Origin of the sequence: Halopseudomonas salegens (assembly GCF_900105655.1) — a bacterium.
Classification (GTDB): Bacteria; Pseudomonadota; Gammaproteobacteria; order Pseudomonadales; family Pseudomonadaceae; genus Halopseudomonas; species Halopseudomonas salegens.
This window is the reverse complement of the sequence record NZ_LT629787.1, coordinates 1,023,766-1,038,860: the sequence shown is the minus strand read 5'-3', so window position 1 is coordinate 1,038,860 and position 15,095 is coordinate 1,023,766. Positions and strand designations below refer to the sequence as shown.

Sequence of the window (15,095 nt, the reverse complement as noted above, 5' to 3'; positions counted from 1 at the left end):
GTCGGGCTGGGGATAGAATGAGTTCTTCTGAAAAGGACTTCAAACAATGCTTATCCTCACTCGGCGTACCGGCGAAATTCTCCGCATTGGCGACGACATCAAAATCCAGATTGTGAATGCCAATCCCAGAATAGTCAGGATCAAGGTCGAGGCGCCGCACCAGACAAAGGCAGTGCGTGAAGAGCGGCAACCCCGTGAGCCAGGGCAAGCCAGCGTTACCGATAAATCATGAAGCCCCGGGGTTCAAGGGGTTCATCGGGACAACCTGAGAGCTTGTGCAACGCTTGAATGGTGCGGACGGAGAGACTCGAACTCTCACACCTTGCGGCACCAGAACCTAAATCTGGCGTGTCTACCAATTCCACCACGTCCGCGAACCGGGGATACAAGAACGCCAGGCGGGCGCCTGGCGTCTTGAAGAATATGGGGTGGACGATGGGGATCGAACCCACGACAACAGGAGTCACAATCCTGTGCTCTACCAACTGAGCTACGCCCACCATAACGGCCTTTGACCGGTACTGCTTGCTTCATCCTGCGGAGACTGTGGCACGCCCGGCAGGACTTGAACCTGCGACCATCCGCTTAGAAGGCGGATGCTCTATCCAGCTGAGCTACGGGCGCCTTGCACAATATCGACCCAGCGAGTGTAGTCGAAATTGCCTGTCAAAAGCAGTCTGGACTGCTACTGACCAGGAGCCTTGGTCGCCTTCCAAACGCTTGTCGCTGTGTTTGTGAAGCGGTGCGAATAATACTCAGCCACCCCCGCCACGTCAACGACAAGCGCTTATTTTTTTGAATTGTTTTAGATGCTTATCGCTTTCTTGCCGGCTGCAGCATGTAAGCACTTTTGCCAACCCCCTGCCGCATGCGACAATTGGCGGATAATTTATTTGCGTCAGGAAACACATGAACGCCCAACTCATCGATGGCAAGCAAATTGCCGCGCAGCTTCGTCAGGAAATCGCCAGCCAGGTAAAACAACGCCAGGAGCAGGGCCACCGAACACCCGGTCTGGCGGTTATTCTGGTCGGCCAGGACCCCGCCTCTCACGTTTACGTAGCGCACAAGCGCAAGGACTGTGAAGAAGTCGGCTTTATCTCCCACGATTTCGATTTGCCGGCAGATACCGAGCAAGCCACGCTGGAAGACCTGATCGACCGCCTCAACGATGATCCGTCAATCGACGGCATCCTGCTGCAGCTGCCCTTGCCCGCCCACCTGGATGCTTCTTGCCTGCTCGAACGCATCCGCCCGGACAAGGATGTCGATGGTTTTCACCCGTACAACATTGGTCGCCTGGCCCAGCGCATCCCGCTGCTGCGCCCCTGCACGCCGCTGGGCATTACCCGCCTGCTGAAAAGTACCGGGGTTGATCTGCACGGGCTGGAAGCGCTGGTTGTCGGTGCCTCCAATATTGTCGGTCGCCCGATGGCGCTGGAATTGCTGCTGGCCGGCTGTACCACCACCATTACTCACCGCTTTACCAAGAACCTGGAAGACCATGTGCGCCGCGCCGATCTGCTGGTGGTTGCCGTAGGCAAGCCGGGCCTGGTCAAGGGTGAATGGATCAAACCCGGCGCCATCGTGATTGATGTTGGCATCAATCGTATGGATGACGGGCGTCTGACCGGGGATATCGAATTTGCTCCAGCGGCTGAACGGGCCGCTTGGATCACTCCGGTGCCAGGCGGCGTTGGCCCCATGACCCGTGCCTGCCTGCTGGAAAACACCCTTTACGCCTGCGCCCACCTGCACCCCTGATCCTCCCCGCGGGCACGCCCGGCGTGCCCGGCAAGCTTGACTTGCCGAGTAAAACACCCAGACTGGGAAGATCGTTCCTCTTCCTCGGGGCAAGCCATGTCATCCGCCAGCTCAATACACTACCTGTGCCAAGCCTCGTCGCTGGGCACGTTACTTGTCGCGGCTGACGACAACGGCTTGCGCGCCATTCAGCTTGCCGATTCGACTGCGGCTGCAATCGCTGCCCTCCAGGCGCGTTTCCCTCAAGCCACGCTGCATGTCAGTCAACACAGCCTGAGCGCCGATCTGGAGCGAATACTCACCTGGCTTGAACACCCCCGGAATACCTTGCAGCTTGAACACCCTCTGGCACCCCGGGGCACCGCCTTTCAGCAGCAGGTCTGGCATGCATTGCAGCAAACCCGCCCCGGGGAGCGCCTGAGCTATCAGCAACTGGCCACCCGGCTGGGCAAGCCAACGGCAAGCCGTGCGGTTGCTGGTGCCTGTGCAGCCAACCCCTTGGCTCTGGTCATACCCTGTCACAGAGTCGTTCGCAGTGATGGCGGAATATCCGGGTATCGTTGGGGAATAACTCGCAAGCAGGCCCTGCTGCAACGGGAGCAAACCGCAGGATTGCTCCAGGCGAGCTGAAATACCCGGACCCGACACGAGACCCCAGCATGCAGGATCTGTTTGCCGAGCACGACCAGCCCATCGCAATAGCACCCGGCGCCTGGTTACTCAAGGGCTATGCCACTGAACACGCACCGGAATTGCTCAGCCTGATAAACAGCATTGCCGACCAGTCACCCTTTCGACAGCACCTTACTCCCGGCGGACATCGCATGTCCTCGGCGCAGACCGGCTGCGGAACGGCCAGCTGGGTCAGCGACCGGCGAGGCTATCGCTATGACCGGCTCGACCCGGAAACCGGCCAGCCCTGGCCAGCGCTGCCAGACAGCTTTACCCGGCTGGCCAGCCAGGCTGCCGCCGACGCGGGCTATGCTGATTTTTTGCCGGATGTCTGTCTGATCAATCGATATACCACCGGCAGCCGCATGGGTCTGCATCAGGACAAGGATGAAGCAGATTTCAGCGCCCCCATTGTCTCCGTATCACTGGGCGCGGACATGACCTTTCTGTTTGGCGGCCAGCAACGCCAGGCCAGGCCTGACCGCTGGCTACTCAAGCATGGCGATGTGGTGGTCTGGGGTGGTCCGAGTCGGCTGCATTTTCACGGCGTTGCGCCGCTGGGCAAGCGCGCCAGCCACCCACTGACTGGCGCCATGCGTTACAACCTCACTTTCCGCCGTGCCTTCAGAAACACTCGGCCGGCATATCCAGCGTAGTGCGATCGGCATCGCGCAACACACTGGCCAGCGCCATCGGCTTGGGCAGCTCATAGCGCAGAAAGTAATCACAGGCATGCAGTTTGCCCCGATAGAACGACTCAGGCCGCTCACCGCCATTCTGCAGCGCTTCGAGTGCAACCTGTGCCTGGCGCAACCAGAGCCAACCGACCAAGACGTGACCAAAGCACTCCATGTACAGATAGGCATTGGCCAGCGCCCGCTCGGGGTCAGTCTTGCGTAGCGCCTGCAACACCTCGGTGATTTCTTCCAGGGTTTCCAGATCAGCCGTCAGACGCTGTGCACCGTCCTCCAGCTCGGCAATCGCGGCACAGGCATCCAGGGTGGAACGAATCCGCCCCAGCAGCACCTGATAGTGCTTGCCGCCCTGCATGGCAACCTTGCGCCCCAGCAGGTCCTGCCCCTGAATACCGTGGGTGCCTTCATGGATCGGATTCAGGCGGTTGTCACGATAAAACTGTTCAACCGGATACTCGCGGGTATAGCCGTAACCCCCATGCACCTGAATGGCCAGGCTATTGGCTTCCAGGCAGAACTGCGACGGCCAGGATTTGACGATCGGCGTCAGCAGGTCATTCAGGCCGGCGGCTTCTTCACGCACCGCCGGGTCGTCGGCATGCTTTTTCTCATCGATCAGCGTGGCGGTATACAGACACAGCGCCAAACCACCTTCGACAAAGGCTTTCTGTGCCATCAGCATGCGCCGCACATCCGCATGTTCAATGATCGGAATCATCGGGGTGGCTGGGTCACGCTCTTTCAGTGGCCGGCCCTGGCTGCGCTCGCGCGCATACTCCAGCGCATGCAGATAACCCGTGTAACCAAGCATCACCGACCCCAGGCCAACGCCAAGGCGCGCTTCGTTCATCATATGGAACATACCCGCCAGACCGTTGTGTGGCTCACCGACCAGATAGCCCACGGCTCCGCCCTTCTCACCAAAGTTGAGCATGGTGGAGGTGGTGCCTCGGTAGCCCATCTTGTGAATCAGGCCGGCCAGGGTGACATCGTTGCGCTCGCCCAGGCTGCCATCGTCGTTGACCAGGAACTTGGGCACGATAAACAGCGAGATCCCCTTGGCACCGGGCGGTGCGTCGGGCAGTTTGGCCAGTACCAGGTGAATGATGTTGTCACTCAGTTCGTGGTCACCGGCAGATATGAAGATCTTGTTGCCACTGATGCGGTAGGTACCATCATCCTGCGGCACGGCGCGGGACTTGATGTCACCCAGCGAGGAGCCGGCATGCGGCTCGGTCAGGCACATGGTGCCGAAGAAGCGCCCAGCCATCATCGGCTCGGCATAGCGCTGCTTCTGCTCATCGGTGCCGTGGGCCATGATCAGGTTGCAGGCAGCGATGGTCAGACCAGCGTAGGCCTGGGTACTGACGTTGGCGCCCTTGATCAGGCCGATGCAGGTTTGCGATACCGCAGCGGGCAGCTGCATGCCACCGCGCTCGTAGTCCTGCGAGGCGGCCATCAGGCCGGTGTCGCGCAGTACCTTGAGGGCTTCAGCCACTTCCGGGCGAATCACTACCTTGCCGTTCTCGAAGCGCGGCTCGTCTTCGTCACAGGCATGGTTGTGCGGGGCGAAGGTTTCGCTGGCGACTTTCAGCGCCAGTTCAATCGCGGCATCAAAGGTATCGCGGCTGTGGTCTTCGTAGCGCGGAAACTGGGTAAAGCGTTCGATATCCAGCAACTCGTAGAGCAGAAAGGCCAGATCGTCGGTGTTGATGATCTTCTGTGACAAGGGACATTCCTCCGGAATTTGAGCGGCAAGCTTTTAGCTTCAAGCGGCAAGCGAAACCCAAAAAGCAAAACCCGAGCATGGCCCGGGTTTGCTTGCAGCTTTAAGCTTGTGGCTTGCAGCTGGTTTTATACGATCTCGAACAGACCGGCAGCACCCTGGCCACCGCCGATGCACATGGTTACAACCACGTACTTGACGCCGCGACGCTTGCCTTCGATCAGCGCATGGCCGGTCAGACGTGAACCGGTTACACCATAGGGGTGACCGATGGCGATGGAGCCGCCATTGACGTTCAGGTTTTCGTTCGGAATGCCCAGCTTGTCACGGCAGTAAACAACCTGGGAAGCAAAGGCTTCGTTCAGTTCCCACAGGCCGATGTCGTCCATGGTCAGGCCGTTGCGCTCAAGCAGACGCGGGATGGCGAACACCGGGCCGATGCCCATTTCATCAGGCTCGCAACCAGCAATGGCGAAACCACGGAAGATACCCATGGGCTCAAGGTTCAACTGCTCGGCGACCTTGCTGTTCATCACGGTACATACGGACGCACCGTCCGACAGCTGGGAGGCGTTACCGGCCGTGATGAACTGATCCGGGCCACGGACCGGCTGCAGTGAGGACAGGCCGTCCAGAGTGGTTTGCGGACGGTTGCACTCGTCACGCTCCAGCAATACTTCCTTATCGGAAATCTCACCGGTTTCCTTGTTCTGAACCTTCATGATGGTCTTGTAGGGCACGATTTCATCGCTGAACTTGCCGCTTTCCTGACCGGCAGCCACGCGCTGCTGACTCAACAGTGCGTATTCGTCCTGCGATTCACGGCTGACGTTGTAGCGCTGAGCAACGATATCTGCGGTTTCGATCATCGACAGATACAGCTCGGGCTTGTTCTTCATGATCCATTCGTTGTTGCTCATGAACATGTTGATCTTGTCGTTCTGGCACAGACTGATGGATTCAACACCACCGGCAACGATAGCCGGAACTTTCTCGCTGACGACACGCTGAGCGGCAATCGCGATGGACTGCAGACCGGAGCTGCAGAAACGGTTGATCGACATACCGGCAGTGGTGACCGGCAGGCCACCACGAATGGCTGCCAGACGGGCCATGTTCTTGCCCTGGGCGCCTTCATGGAAGGTAGCGCCAAGAATGACGTCTTCCACCAGTGCCGGGTCAATACCCGCGCGCTTGACGGCTTCTTCAATCACGAAGCCGGCCATGTCAACACTGTGCGTGTTGTTCAGGGCGCCGCGATAGGATTTGCCCAGGCCGGTACGGGCCGTGGATACGATAACTGCGTCAGTCATGGTTTAGCTCCTGTTTTAACAAATGCGCCCACACCGGGGCGCTGTTCAATACTGCCAATCAGGCGGACTGGCCCTGGCGTTCGCCCCAGGCCTTGAGTGTTTCCCGCGCCTCGCGGTAGGGCTTCAGGCCCAGCCACAACAGGATAGCGGAAGCCAGGGTAGTAATGCTGGCTACCCAGAAAATCGAGTAACGTACGGCATAGTCATCCTGGAAAATATAGTCGGTGGTCAAGGCCACTGCAGTCGGGCCAATGCCCAGCCCAATCAGGGTGACCACAAACAGGTAGATCGCCGAGGTCTGCCCACGCATGGAATTGGGCATAACCTCCTGAATCGCCGCTGGCGCAACGCCAAAGGGCATCGCCACAGTAAACACGTTGAAGAACATGATGATCCACAACACGGTCATATTGTCGACCAGATAGACCACATTGCACAGCAGAGTAAGCATAGCTGCAGCCACGCCGATGCGCATGTTGGCATCGCTATAACCCTTGCGCGCCAGCCAGTCAGCCATGCGGCCACCAAAGACGATACCGGTTGAACCGGCCAGCATGACCACGCTGCCATAGTAGAGACCGACCTCACCCGGCGTGTAGCCGTGGTTGCGAATAAAAAAGGTCGGAATCCAGGCCGAGGCGCCGTAGGAGGCAAAAGACAGGCAGGCAAAACCGAAATTGTGGCAGAGCACAGCCTTGCGAATACTCAGCAAATAGGCGCCGACATCTTTCAGCGGTACCGCTACACCGGCACCGACACCTTTTCGGCTGGGCTCCTTGATGGCGATCAGCAACAGGCAAAAGAAAACACCAGCCGCACCCAGGATCAGGAAGATGAATTGCCAGGGTCTGATCAGGCCAAAGAAAGGCAGCACCATATCGCCCTGCGCCTGCGCGAAGGTGACCACCGCACCGCCCAGCAAGAAGGCCATGCCGGCACCCAGATAGATCCCCATCGAGTAAACGCTGATCGCCGTCGCACGCTTCTCCGGCGGAAAGCTGTCGGCCATCAGTGAATAGGCCGCCGGTGACAGGGCCGCCTCACCGGCACCCACGCCGATACGGAAAATCACGAAATGCCAATAGGTCTTGGCCAGACCACAGGCAGCGGTCATCAGGCTCCAGAAGAATATGCCGGCGGCAATCAGGCCACGGCGGCTCTTGCTGTCGGCAACCCGACCCAGGGGAATACCGGCAATAGTGTAGAAAATCGCAAAAGACAAGCCCATCAGCAGGCTCATCTGGGTGTCACTGATGCCCAAATCGGCTCGAATCGGCGCAACCAGCAGATTGAGAATCTGTCGATCAACAAACGACAGCACATAGGCAACCAACAGAATGGATACCGTCACCCAGGCCCGCGCAGTGGATGGGTAGGCGTTATTGTTGGTTGGCTGCATAGCGACTCCTGCACAAGGCACAGTGGATTGCGAAGACTATCAGGTTCGCAGAGCGAAAGTCGATTCCGAAATAAGCGCATCAGCAATCAGGATGCACCTCTATCAATCTGAGCTATCCGGCCTTGCACACCCCTTGCCGCCGGGCCTGCGACTGGCTAGTCTGGGCCATGCACAACTCAACCGCGGCTTCGGCCCCCTTGATCCTCGTCGGCGCCGGCCATGCCCATTTGCTCGCCTTGCGTCAATGGCTGGACCAGGGCTACACCCCGCCGCCCGGCAGCATACTGGTCAACCCTGACCCAGCCGCCTGGTATTCCGGCATGTTGCCCGGGCTGATTGCTGGCCGCTACCATCTGGATGACTGTGCCCTGCCCCTTGACCCCTTGTGTACGCGCCTCGGCTTGCGCTTGCTGCAAGGTCAGATGACTGCGTTCAATGCAGACCAGAAAACCCTGCAACTCGACTCCGGGCTTGACCTGCGCGGAGACATCGTTTCCTTTAACGCGGGTTCACAGCCTGCCCCGATACCCACTGACGATAGTCTGCCGCTCATTCCGGTCAAGCCGTTTCCTGCCTTTATTGAACAATGGCAGCACTGGCGCAGTGATACTGCAGCACGACATATCAGTGTGATCGGTGGAGGTGCAGCCGCCTTCGAGATTGCTCTCGCGCTGGCGGCCAGCTTGCCGGAGTCGCGACTGCAACTTCTTTGCGCCGGAACCCTGCTGCCCGGCCACTCGCCAATGGTGGTCAAGCGGGCTCGGCAATGGTTGCAGAACCAACACATCCGCCTGCATGAGCATTGCCGGGTAACACGCCTGCAAGACGGCCAGCTATGGCACGACGATCAGTGCCTGGGGTCAGCCGATGCGACTATTCTTGCTACCGGTGCCAGCGCGCATCCGTGGCAGGGCAAAAGTGGCCTGAGCACCGACGAGCGTGGATTTATCCGCATTGATCCGCAATTACGCAGCCTCAGCCATCCCGATGTTTTTGCCTCCGGCGACTGCGCCAGCCTGCCCGGTAGCCAGAAATCCGGCGTGTATGCGGTACGCCAGGGGCCGATACTCGCACACAACCTCAAAGCCCTGCTGCAGGGCGAGCCACTGCACGGCTATCAACCACAACCCCAGGCGCTGGCCTTGCTGGCGACCGGTGACGGTGGTGCCCTGCTCAGTTATGGTCAATGGGGGGCAGGCGGTAAAGTGTTTGGCTTCTGGAAGGATCACCTTGATCAGGGATTCATGCAGCGGCAGCGGCTGTGCAACCGCAACAAGACATAATACGCTTATCAACAGTCAGATCCTGCTCGTCAGCCGCCCTGTCGGCGCCCCTACCGGCCGCCAACTCTGGATGCCTATATCCGCGAAGAACGTCGACAGGCTGGTAGTCAGAATTGCTGATTGAGCCATCTCATAGGAGGCTGAACCATCAGCCACCTTTGCCTCCCCGAGCCAGTGCCAGTGCGGCAGCCACAAGGCTGTCATCTAATGCCCCTGTACCGTCGGCATCGCGAAACAACGACACCCCCTCCAGCAAAGACATTATCAATAAGGCGCGATGCCGCCTTTGCTGATCGCTACTGTCTGGCACCTCGACAGCTATAGCGGCTTGCAGAGCATCTTGGTAGGCACTATAAAACGCAGCTTTTACCCCAGCTGCAATCTCATCCTTCGCCGCCAGGGCCCAGAGCTCCCAAAACAGACGGCAACTGCGAGATGACTGTTGATCCGTCAGGATATAACGCACCAAAGGCTCCAGGCCACGATGGTCTGAGGAGGCCATCAGATCAGCCTGAGCCGCATGCAGTGCGCGTTCGAATACCCCGGACAGAAGGCTTCCCCGTACAGGAAAGTAATATTGCACATTCGACAGGCGAATCCCCAACCGGTCTGCAATACCCCGACTGGACAACTCGCCATACCCCTCTTCAATCAGAATATTCTCAGCCACATCCAGAATACTGGCTCGCGTTTTTCGGCCTTTCTCGCTGACTGGAATTGATCTGGCAGGCTTTGTCTCATGTTTTTGCATGCTGAAATCCGCACTCGCCTTGCAATGAATTGGTCACTCGACCTATAGTATTGACTTATTTGGTCACAAAACCTAAAACCGCAAGGAGTGTCCCATGTCTGTTCAGGTTTTGCTAGTCGGTGGTTCCGGCGTGGTCGGAAGCCAGTTGGCCAGGTTGCTCGGGCAACAGCACCCTGACCTGCACCTGATCATTGGCGGCCGTTCTAGAACCAACGCAGCATTGCTTGCAGATGAACTGCCCAATGCCAGCCAGCTTGTGCTGGATCTCACCCGGGATGATCCGCTGGCACAGCTGGAGCGCCTGCCACAACTGGTTGTCACCCTGGCAAACGACACCTATGACCACCTGCTGACAACCTGTCTGCGGCATGGCATTCCCTATCTGGATATAACCCGCTGGACGTCCCACCTGCAACGCGCAATCAGCACCTTGCCTGCGCTGCCGCCTGCCCGCGCCCCCGTTGTTTTTGCCTCGTCATGGATGGCATCGGTGACCGCCATTCTGGCCAGCGAGCAAGCTGAAGACCTGCTCGACAGCACCATCAACATCGACATCAAATATGCCTTGAACGATAAAGCAGGCCCCAACTCAGCGCATTACCTGGATCAACTGTCAGAGTCTTTCACGGTTCTCCAGCATGGTCAGCCCGTCGCAAAATACGCCTTCACTGACTCTCAGCGGGTCAGCTTCAACGGCTCCAGACCAATACGCACCTATCGCTTTGATGCACCAGACCAGATGACCTTGCCCCTGCTGACTGCAGCCAGCTCCGTTTCGACACGCATAGCCTTTGACAGCGCACTGGCAACAGCAGGCCTTATGCTGCTGGTGCGCAGCGGTTTATGGCAAGCCATCAGCGGGCAACGCTTTTCCCGGCTCCGGCACAGACTGCTGTACAACCCCGGCAGTGGCGGTTCACACCAGATCCGCATCAGCGTTACCGGCCAGACAAGGGATGGCGCCACACTACAACGTGTTCTTGAACTAGAGGACCCATATGGACAATCCCACCTGACCGCCGTTGGCGCTTATATCCAGATACAACGCATACTCGGTCTCGGCGGCCAAACCCCGGCCAGATGCGGGGCGCAGTATGCGGAGGCATGCACCGATCCGGTAGTGACACGCAGCACCCTCGAAAGTCTCGGAGTACACCTCCGCTCATACCCTCCGCTAACCCGGCCAAAGCCAAGAAGCACTGATTGAACCGGCTAAGTGCTTCGGCCCGCAATGCAGCAAGTCTCTCGATAAAGGCAGGTGCGCTGCGGCGTACATCACGTCTCTGGCCAGGCCTTGTTTAACTCGCTAGAATGCAGCCGCTTGCAGCCAACCGGGCTGCACCCATGGGTTCCCTCACCCCATGTCACCAAAAAGGCCACATCCATGTCGTTTACTCCAGCAGCGGTCAACCGTCAGGTGTTGGCTGGGCTAATTGCATTTCATATCCTGATCATTATTGCCAGTAACTATCTTGTGCAGCTGCCAATCACTCTGTTGGGCTGGCATACCACCTGGGGGGCATTCAGTTTTCCCTTTATCTTTCTGGCTACCGATCTCACTGTTCGCCTGCTCGGCAAGCACAGCGCGCGGCGAGTGATTGCCTGGGTCATGCTGCCAGCTCTGCTAGCCTCCTATGTGGTGTCGGTGATTTTCCATGATGGAGGATTTAGTGGTCTGTCAGCACTGAGCGAGTTCAACAGTTTTGTTTTCCGCATTGCCTTGGCCAGCTTTATTGCCTATGCCTTCGGCCAGCTACTCGATATCCAGGTATTTGACCGTTTGCGCAACCTGCAACAATGGTGGATTGCTCCTGCGGCATCAACGGTGGCCGGCAATCTGCTGGATACCGCGTTATTTTTCTCCATTGCCTTCTGGCAGAGCAGCGACCCCTTTATGGCGGCCAACTGGGTGGAAATTGCCACAGTGGATTACGTCACCAAACTGGTCGTCAGCCTGATGCTCTTTGTGCCGCTGTACGGCATGCTGCTGAATGCGATAATCCGTTGGTTACCGGGCGCTGGGTCACCGCAGCCTGCGCGCTGACAATCGGGTAACCAGAGGCGTCAAGCCTGTAATGCGCGCCCAACAGTATCGGCACAGGTCTCCCGGCGCACCTGATCAAACAGCGGTTGGGCTTCCGGGTAGCCGCGCGTGAGCATGCCCAGCCACTGTTTCAGCCGGCCCGGGGCATGGCGGTCGGCAACGCGCAAACGCACCTGGCGGTAGAACTCCAGCAGCCAGGGCTGCATCTCGGCCCAACTGAGTGGTGCCCGCTGGCCGCCGGCTTGCCACTGGGCAACCTGTCGCGCCAGATCGGGCCGGCCAACCAGACCACGGCCAAGCATGACGTGTTCGCAACCACTTGCCGCACGAATCCCGTGGTAGTCATCCAGATTCCACACTTCACCATTGGCGATGACCGGCACGGCGACAGTGTCACGAATTCGCGCCAGCCAGTCCCAGTGCACCACCGGCTTGTAACCTTCAGCCTTGGTTCGCGCATGCACGACGATATGCGCCGCGCCACTGTCCGCCAGTGCCTGAGCGCATTCCAGCGTCTGGCTGGTATCGCTGTAGCCCAGGCGCATTTTTGCCGTCACCGGCACCTCGGCAGGGACGGCAGCCCGCACTGCACTGACAATCGCCGCCAGCATCTCCGGTTCCTGCAGCAGGACGGCGCCGCCACGATGGCGATTGACGGTTTTTGCCGGACAACCGAAATTCAGATCAACAGCCGGCGCGCCCTGTTCAGCCAACCAGTGGGCATTATGCGCCAGCCAGCGCAGGTCAGACCCGAGCAATTGCGGGTGCACGGGCACACCCGTGGCCGTTGTCCAGCCATGTTCGGCTTCCGGCACCAGCCGTTGCAGCGTTGATGATTGCAGGGGCCCAGCGGTGACGCGAATAAATTCACTGACACACCAATCAATGCCACCGATGCGCGTCAACACATCACGCATCGGCGGATCCACCAGCCCTTCCATCGGTGCCAGCACCACCAGTCCACTCATGGCTGGATGCCCTGCTCACGCAGCATGTCCAGCAGCTTGGCCTCATCCCACACGGTCACACCCAGTTGCTCGGCCTTGGTCAACTTGCTGCCGGCGCCGGGGCCGGCAACCAGGCAATGGGTCTTGGCCGAGACGCTGCCGGCCACCTTGGCGCCCAGACTTTCCAGGTGCTCCTTGGCCACATCCCGCGAAAAGGTTTCCAGTGTTCCCGTCAGCACCCAGGTCTGGCCGGTCAAGGGTTGATCGTCGGCTACCTCGGCTTTCGGGCTGTCCCAGTGCATGCCGAAGTCACGCAATTGCGCTTCAATCGCCAGCGCCTGTTCGCGCTGCTCATCATCACGGAAATAAGCCAACAGACTTTGCTGGGCCTTGTCGGTAAAGCGTTCGACCTGCTTCAGTTCCAGCCAGTCCGCCGCAATCAAGGCCGACAAACTGCCAAAGGCATTCGCCAGGCGCTCAGCCCCGGTCTTGGCCACATGGGGAATGTTCAAGCGGGCAATAAACTCGGCAAAGCTGACACTGGCAGCAAATTCAGCAGCCACGTTGCCCTCTTCCTGCAGTTCAAGGCCGCGATCCAGCAGTTGGCTGATCACCGTCTGGTTGTGGTCATCGGCAAAGAAACTGTGGATTTCATGGGCCACTTCCAGCCCGACATCCGGTAGATACACCAGCACCTCGGGTAGTGCCCGGCTGATACGCGCCAGAGAGCCCAGGGCGCGGGCGAGCAATTTGGCGGTTTCCTCGCCCGCATCCGGAATCCCCAGCGCATAGATAAAGCGCGCCAGCGTCGGCCGCTTGCTGTCCTGAATGGCGCTGAGCAGATTCTTCGTCGACAGCTCGGCAAAGCCCTCCAGGTCAATCACCTGCTCATAAGTCAGAGAGAACAGGTCAGCGGGTGAACTGACCAGCCCGGTATCCACCAGCTGCTCGACAATCTTTTCACCCAGGCCGTCGATATCCAGCGCACGACGCGAGACGAAGTGAATAATCGACTGTTTCAGTTGTGCCTGACAGGTCAGACGACCGACGCAGCGATAGACCGAGCCTTCACTGACGCTCTGTCCGCCCTTGCCGCGCTTGACCAGTTGCGTGCGCTCCACCGCTGAACCACACACCGGACAGGTTTCAGGGATAACCACCGGCCGGGCATCCGCCGGGCGGCGTTCCGGCACCACCTGCATGACCTGGGGAATCACATCACCGGCGCGACGAATAATCACATGATCGCCGATCATGACACCGAGACGCGCGACTTCATCCATATTGTGCAAGGTAGCGTTGGATACCGTGACCCCGGCAACCTGCACCGGTTTCAAACGGGCCACCGGGGTAACGGCACCGGTGCGCCCGACCTGGAATTCAACATCCAGCAGCTCGGTCACTTCTTCCAGCGCCGGGAATTTATGCGCGATTGCCCAACGCGGCTCACGGGCACGAAAACCCAGCTCCCGCTGCTGGGCCAGTGCATTGACCTTGAACACCACGCCGTCAATTTCATAGTCCAGATCTGCGCGGCGGTTGCCGATATCCTCGTAATAAGCCAGGCAGGCATCCACGCCTGTGGCCAGTTTGAGCTCACGACTGATGGTCAGGCCCCACTCACGCAGCTGCTCCAGCACGGCCGTTTGTGTCTCCGGTAATGCTCCATCGACCCGACCAATACCATAACAACAGAATTCCAGCGGTCGGCTGGCGGTAATAGTGGAGTCCAGTTGTCGCAAGGAGCCAGCAGCCGCATTGCGCGGATTGGCAAAGGTTTTGCCGCCCGCTTCGCGCTGACGCTCGTTCAGCGCAGCAAAACCGGCTTTGCTGATAAAAACCTCACCGCGCACTTCCAGCACATCCGGCCAGTCCTTTCCGCGCAGCTTCAAGGGCACATTGCGGATGGTGCGTACATTGGTGGTGATATCTTCGCCAGTGCTGCCGTCACCCCGGGTTGCCGCGCGCACCAGTTGCCCTTGTTCATAAAGAATACTGACCGCCAGGCCATCGAGCTTGGGTTCGCAGCAGTAATCAATCTCCGCACCACCGCCAAACAGATCACCCGCCGGCAGGTCCAGCCCCTCGCGCACGCGACGGTCAAAGTCGCGCATGCTCTGCTCGTCAAAGGCATTGCCCAGACTGAGCATGGGCACCTCATGCCTGACTTCGGCAAAGGCCGACAGCGGCGCACCACCCACCCGCTGGGTCGGCGAATCAGCCGTCACCAGCTGCGGATGCGCCGCTTCAATCGCTTGCAACTCACGGAACAGGCGGTCGTACTCCGCATCCGGAATCGAGGGCTCATCCAGTACGTAATAGCGGTAATTGTGCTGATCCAGCGCCTCACGCAGTTCAGTGGCGCGGGCAGCGGCTTGGGCAGTGGCAGTCATGGTCGGGGTATCTGCTGGCAAACAAAGCGCAATTGTACCCAAAGCCTGCGCCCAACGTCAGACCGGGTCTATGGTCCGACATCAAATGTATGGATAGTGCCGGCAAAA

At 59.1% G+C, this 15,095-nt stretch carries 13 protein-coding genes and 3 tRNA genes; 7 read left to right on the top strand and 9 right to left on the bottom strand.

The window, feature by feature from the left end:
- The first annotated feature begins 46 nt into the window (after positions 1-46).
- On the top strand, positions 47-232 hold the full coding sequence (locus BLU07_RS04665; RefSeq protein WP_092384633.1) for a carbon storage regulator: 186 nt from the start codon (positions 47-49) through the stop codon (positions 230-232).
- Positions 233-289: 57 nt separating this feature from the next.
- Here the strand turns inward: BLU07_RS04665 and BLU07_RS04660 are convergent.
- The 3 genes from BLU07_RS04660 to BLU07_RS04650 all read right to left on the bottom strand — a co-directional run bounded on the left by BLU07_RS04660 (position 290) and on the right by BLU07_RS04650 (position 624).
- A tRNA-Leu gene (locus BLU07_RS04660) sits at positions 290-374 on the bottom strand.
- 50 nt (positions 375-424) lie between these two features.
- Positions 425-500, bottom strand: a tRNA-His gene (locus BLU07_RS04655).
- Between the two features lie 47 nt (positions 501-547).
- Positions 548-624 (bottom strand) — tRNA-Arg (locus BLU07_RS04650).
- Between the two features lie 285 nt (positions 625-909).
- Between BLU07_RS04650 and folD the strand changes: the two genes are divergently transcribed.
- The 3 genes from folD (at position 910) to alkB (ending at position 3,092) form a co-directional block, all read left to right on the top strand.
- Positions 910-1,764 (top strand): bifunctional methylenetetrahydrofolate dehydrogenase/methenyltetrahydrofolate cyclohydrolase FolD, encoded by an 855-nt coding sequence (folD, locus tag BLU07_RS04645; RefSeq protein ID WP_092384631.1) that lies wholly within the window; start codon positions 910-912, stop codon positions 1,762-1,764.
- A gap of 96 nt (positions 1,765-1,860) precedes the next feature.
- Positions 1,861-2,394 (top strand): methylated-DNA--[protein]-cysteine S-methyltransferase, encoded by a 534-nt coding sequence (locus BLU07_RS04640; RefSeq protein WP_092384629.1) that lies wholly within the window; start codon positions 1,861-1,863, stop codon positions 2,392-2,394.
- Positions 2,395-2,423: 29 nt separating this feature from the next.
- Entirely contained in the window at positions 2,424-3,092 is a 669-nt protein-coding gene (alkB, locus tag BLU07_RS04635; protein ID WP_092384627.1) for a DNA oxidative demethylase AlkB, read from the top strand.
- Here alkB and BLU07_RS04630 read toward each other — a convergent pair.
- The 3 genes from BLU07_RS04630 to BLU07_RS04620 form a co-directional block, all read right to left on the bottom strand.
- Positions 3,061-4,860: an acyl-CoA dehydrogenase gene (locus BLU07_RS04630; RefSeq protein WP_092384625.1), complete on the bottom strand. Its 1,800-nt coding sequence runs from the start codon at positions 4,858-4,860 to the stop codon at positions 3,061-3,063. The genes alkB and BLU07_RS04630 overlap by 32 nt on opposite strands.
- 125 nt (positions 4,861-4,985) lie before the next feature.
- Positions 4,986-6,170, bottom strand: coding sequence for an acetyl-CoA C-acyltransferase (locus tag BLU07_RS04625; protein WP_092384623.1), 1,185 nt, complete (start codon positions 6,168-6,170; stop codon positions 4,986-4,988).
- A gap of 58 nt (positions 6,171-6,228) precedes the next feature.
- Positions 6,229-7,569, bottom strand: coding sequence for a spinster family MFS transporter (locus BLU07_RS04620; protein WP_092384621.1), 1,341 nt, complete (start codon positions 7,567-7,569; stop codon positions 6,229-6,231).
- A gap of 167 nt (positions 7,570-7,736) precedes the next feature.
- On the opposite strand from BLU07_RS04620, the gene BLU07_RS04615 reads away from it, so the two are divergent.
- Positions 7,737-8,852: an FAD-dependent oxidoreductase gene (locus tag BLU07_RS04615; RefSeq protein ID WP_092384619.1), complete on the top strand. Its 1,116-nt coding sequence runs from the start codon at positions 7,737-7,739 to the stop codon at positions 8,850-8,852.
- Between the two features lie 148 nt (positions 8,853-9,000).
- Here BLU07_RS04615 and BLU07_RS04610 read toward each other — a convergent pair whose 3' ends face one another.
- Positions 9,001-9,603, bottom strand: a complete 603-nt coding sequence (locus BLU07_RS04610) for a TetR/AcrR family transcriptional regulator (protein WP_092384617.1) — start codon at positions 9,601-9,603, stop codon at positions 9,001-9,003.
- 94 nt (positions 9,604-9,697) lie between these two features.
- Here BLU07_RS04610 and BLU07_RS04605 point away from each other — a divergent pair, with 94 nt between their 5' ends.
- Complete coding sequence (locus BLU07_RS04605) at positions 9,698-10,810, top strand: saccharopine dehydrogenase NADP-binding domain-containing protein (RefSeq protein ID WP_092384615.1); 1,113 nt, start codon at positions 9,698-9,700, stop codon at positions 10,808-10,810.
- Between the two features lie 177 nt (positions 10,811-10,987).
- The gene (locus tag BLU07_RS04600; protein ID WP_092384613.1) at positions 10,988-11,647 is read left to right on the top strand and encodes a 7-cyano-7-deazaguanine/7-aminomethyl-7-deazaguanine transporter; all 660 of its coding nucleotides are present in this window, start codon (positions 10,988-10,990) and stop codon (positions 11,645-11,647) included.
- Between the two features lie 20 nt (positions 11,648-11,667).
- Here BLU07_RS04600 and BLU07_RS04595 read toward each other — a convergent pair whose 3' ends face one another.
- Entirely contained in the window at positions 11,668-12,615 is a 948-nt protein-coding gene (locus BLU07_RS04595) for a tRNA dihydrouridine synthase (protein ID WP_092384611.1), read from the bottom strand.
- Complete coding sequence (gene ligA, locus BLU07_RS04590) at positions 12,612-14,987, bottom strand: NAD-dependent DNA ligase LigA (RefSeq protein ID WP_092384609.1); 2,376 nt, start codon at positions 14,985-14,987, stop codon at positions 12,612-12,614. Before ligA ends, BLU07_RS04595 begins: the two co-directional genes overlap by 4 nt.
- Between the last annotated feature and the right edge of the window lie 108 nt (positions 14,988-15,095).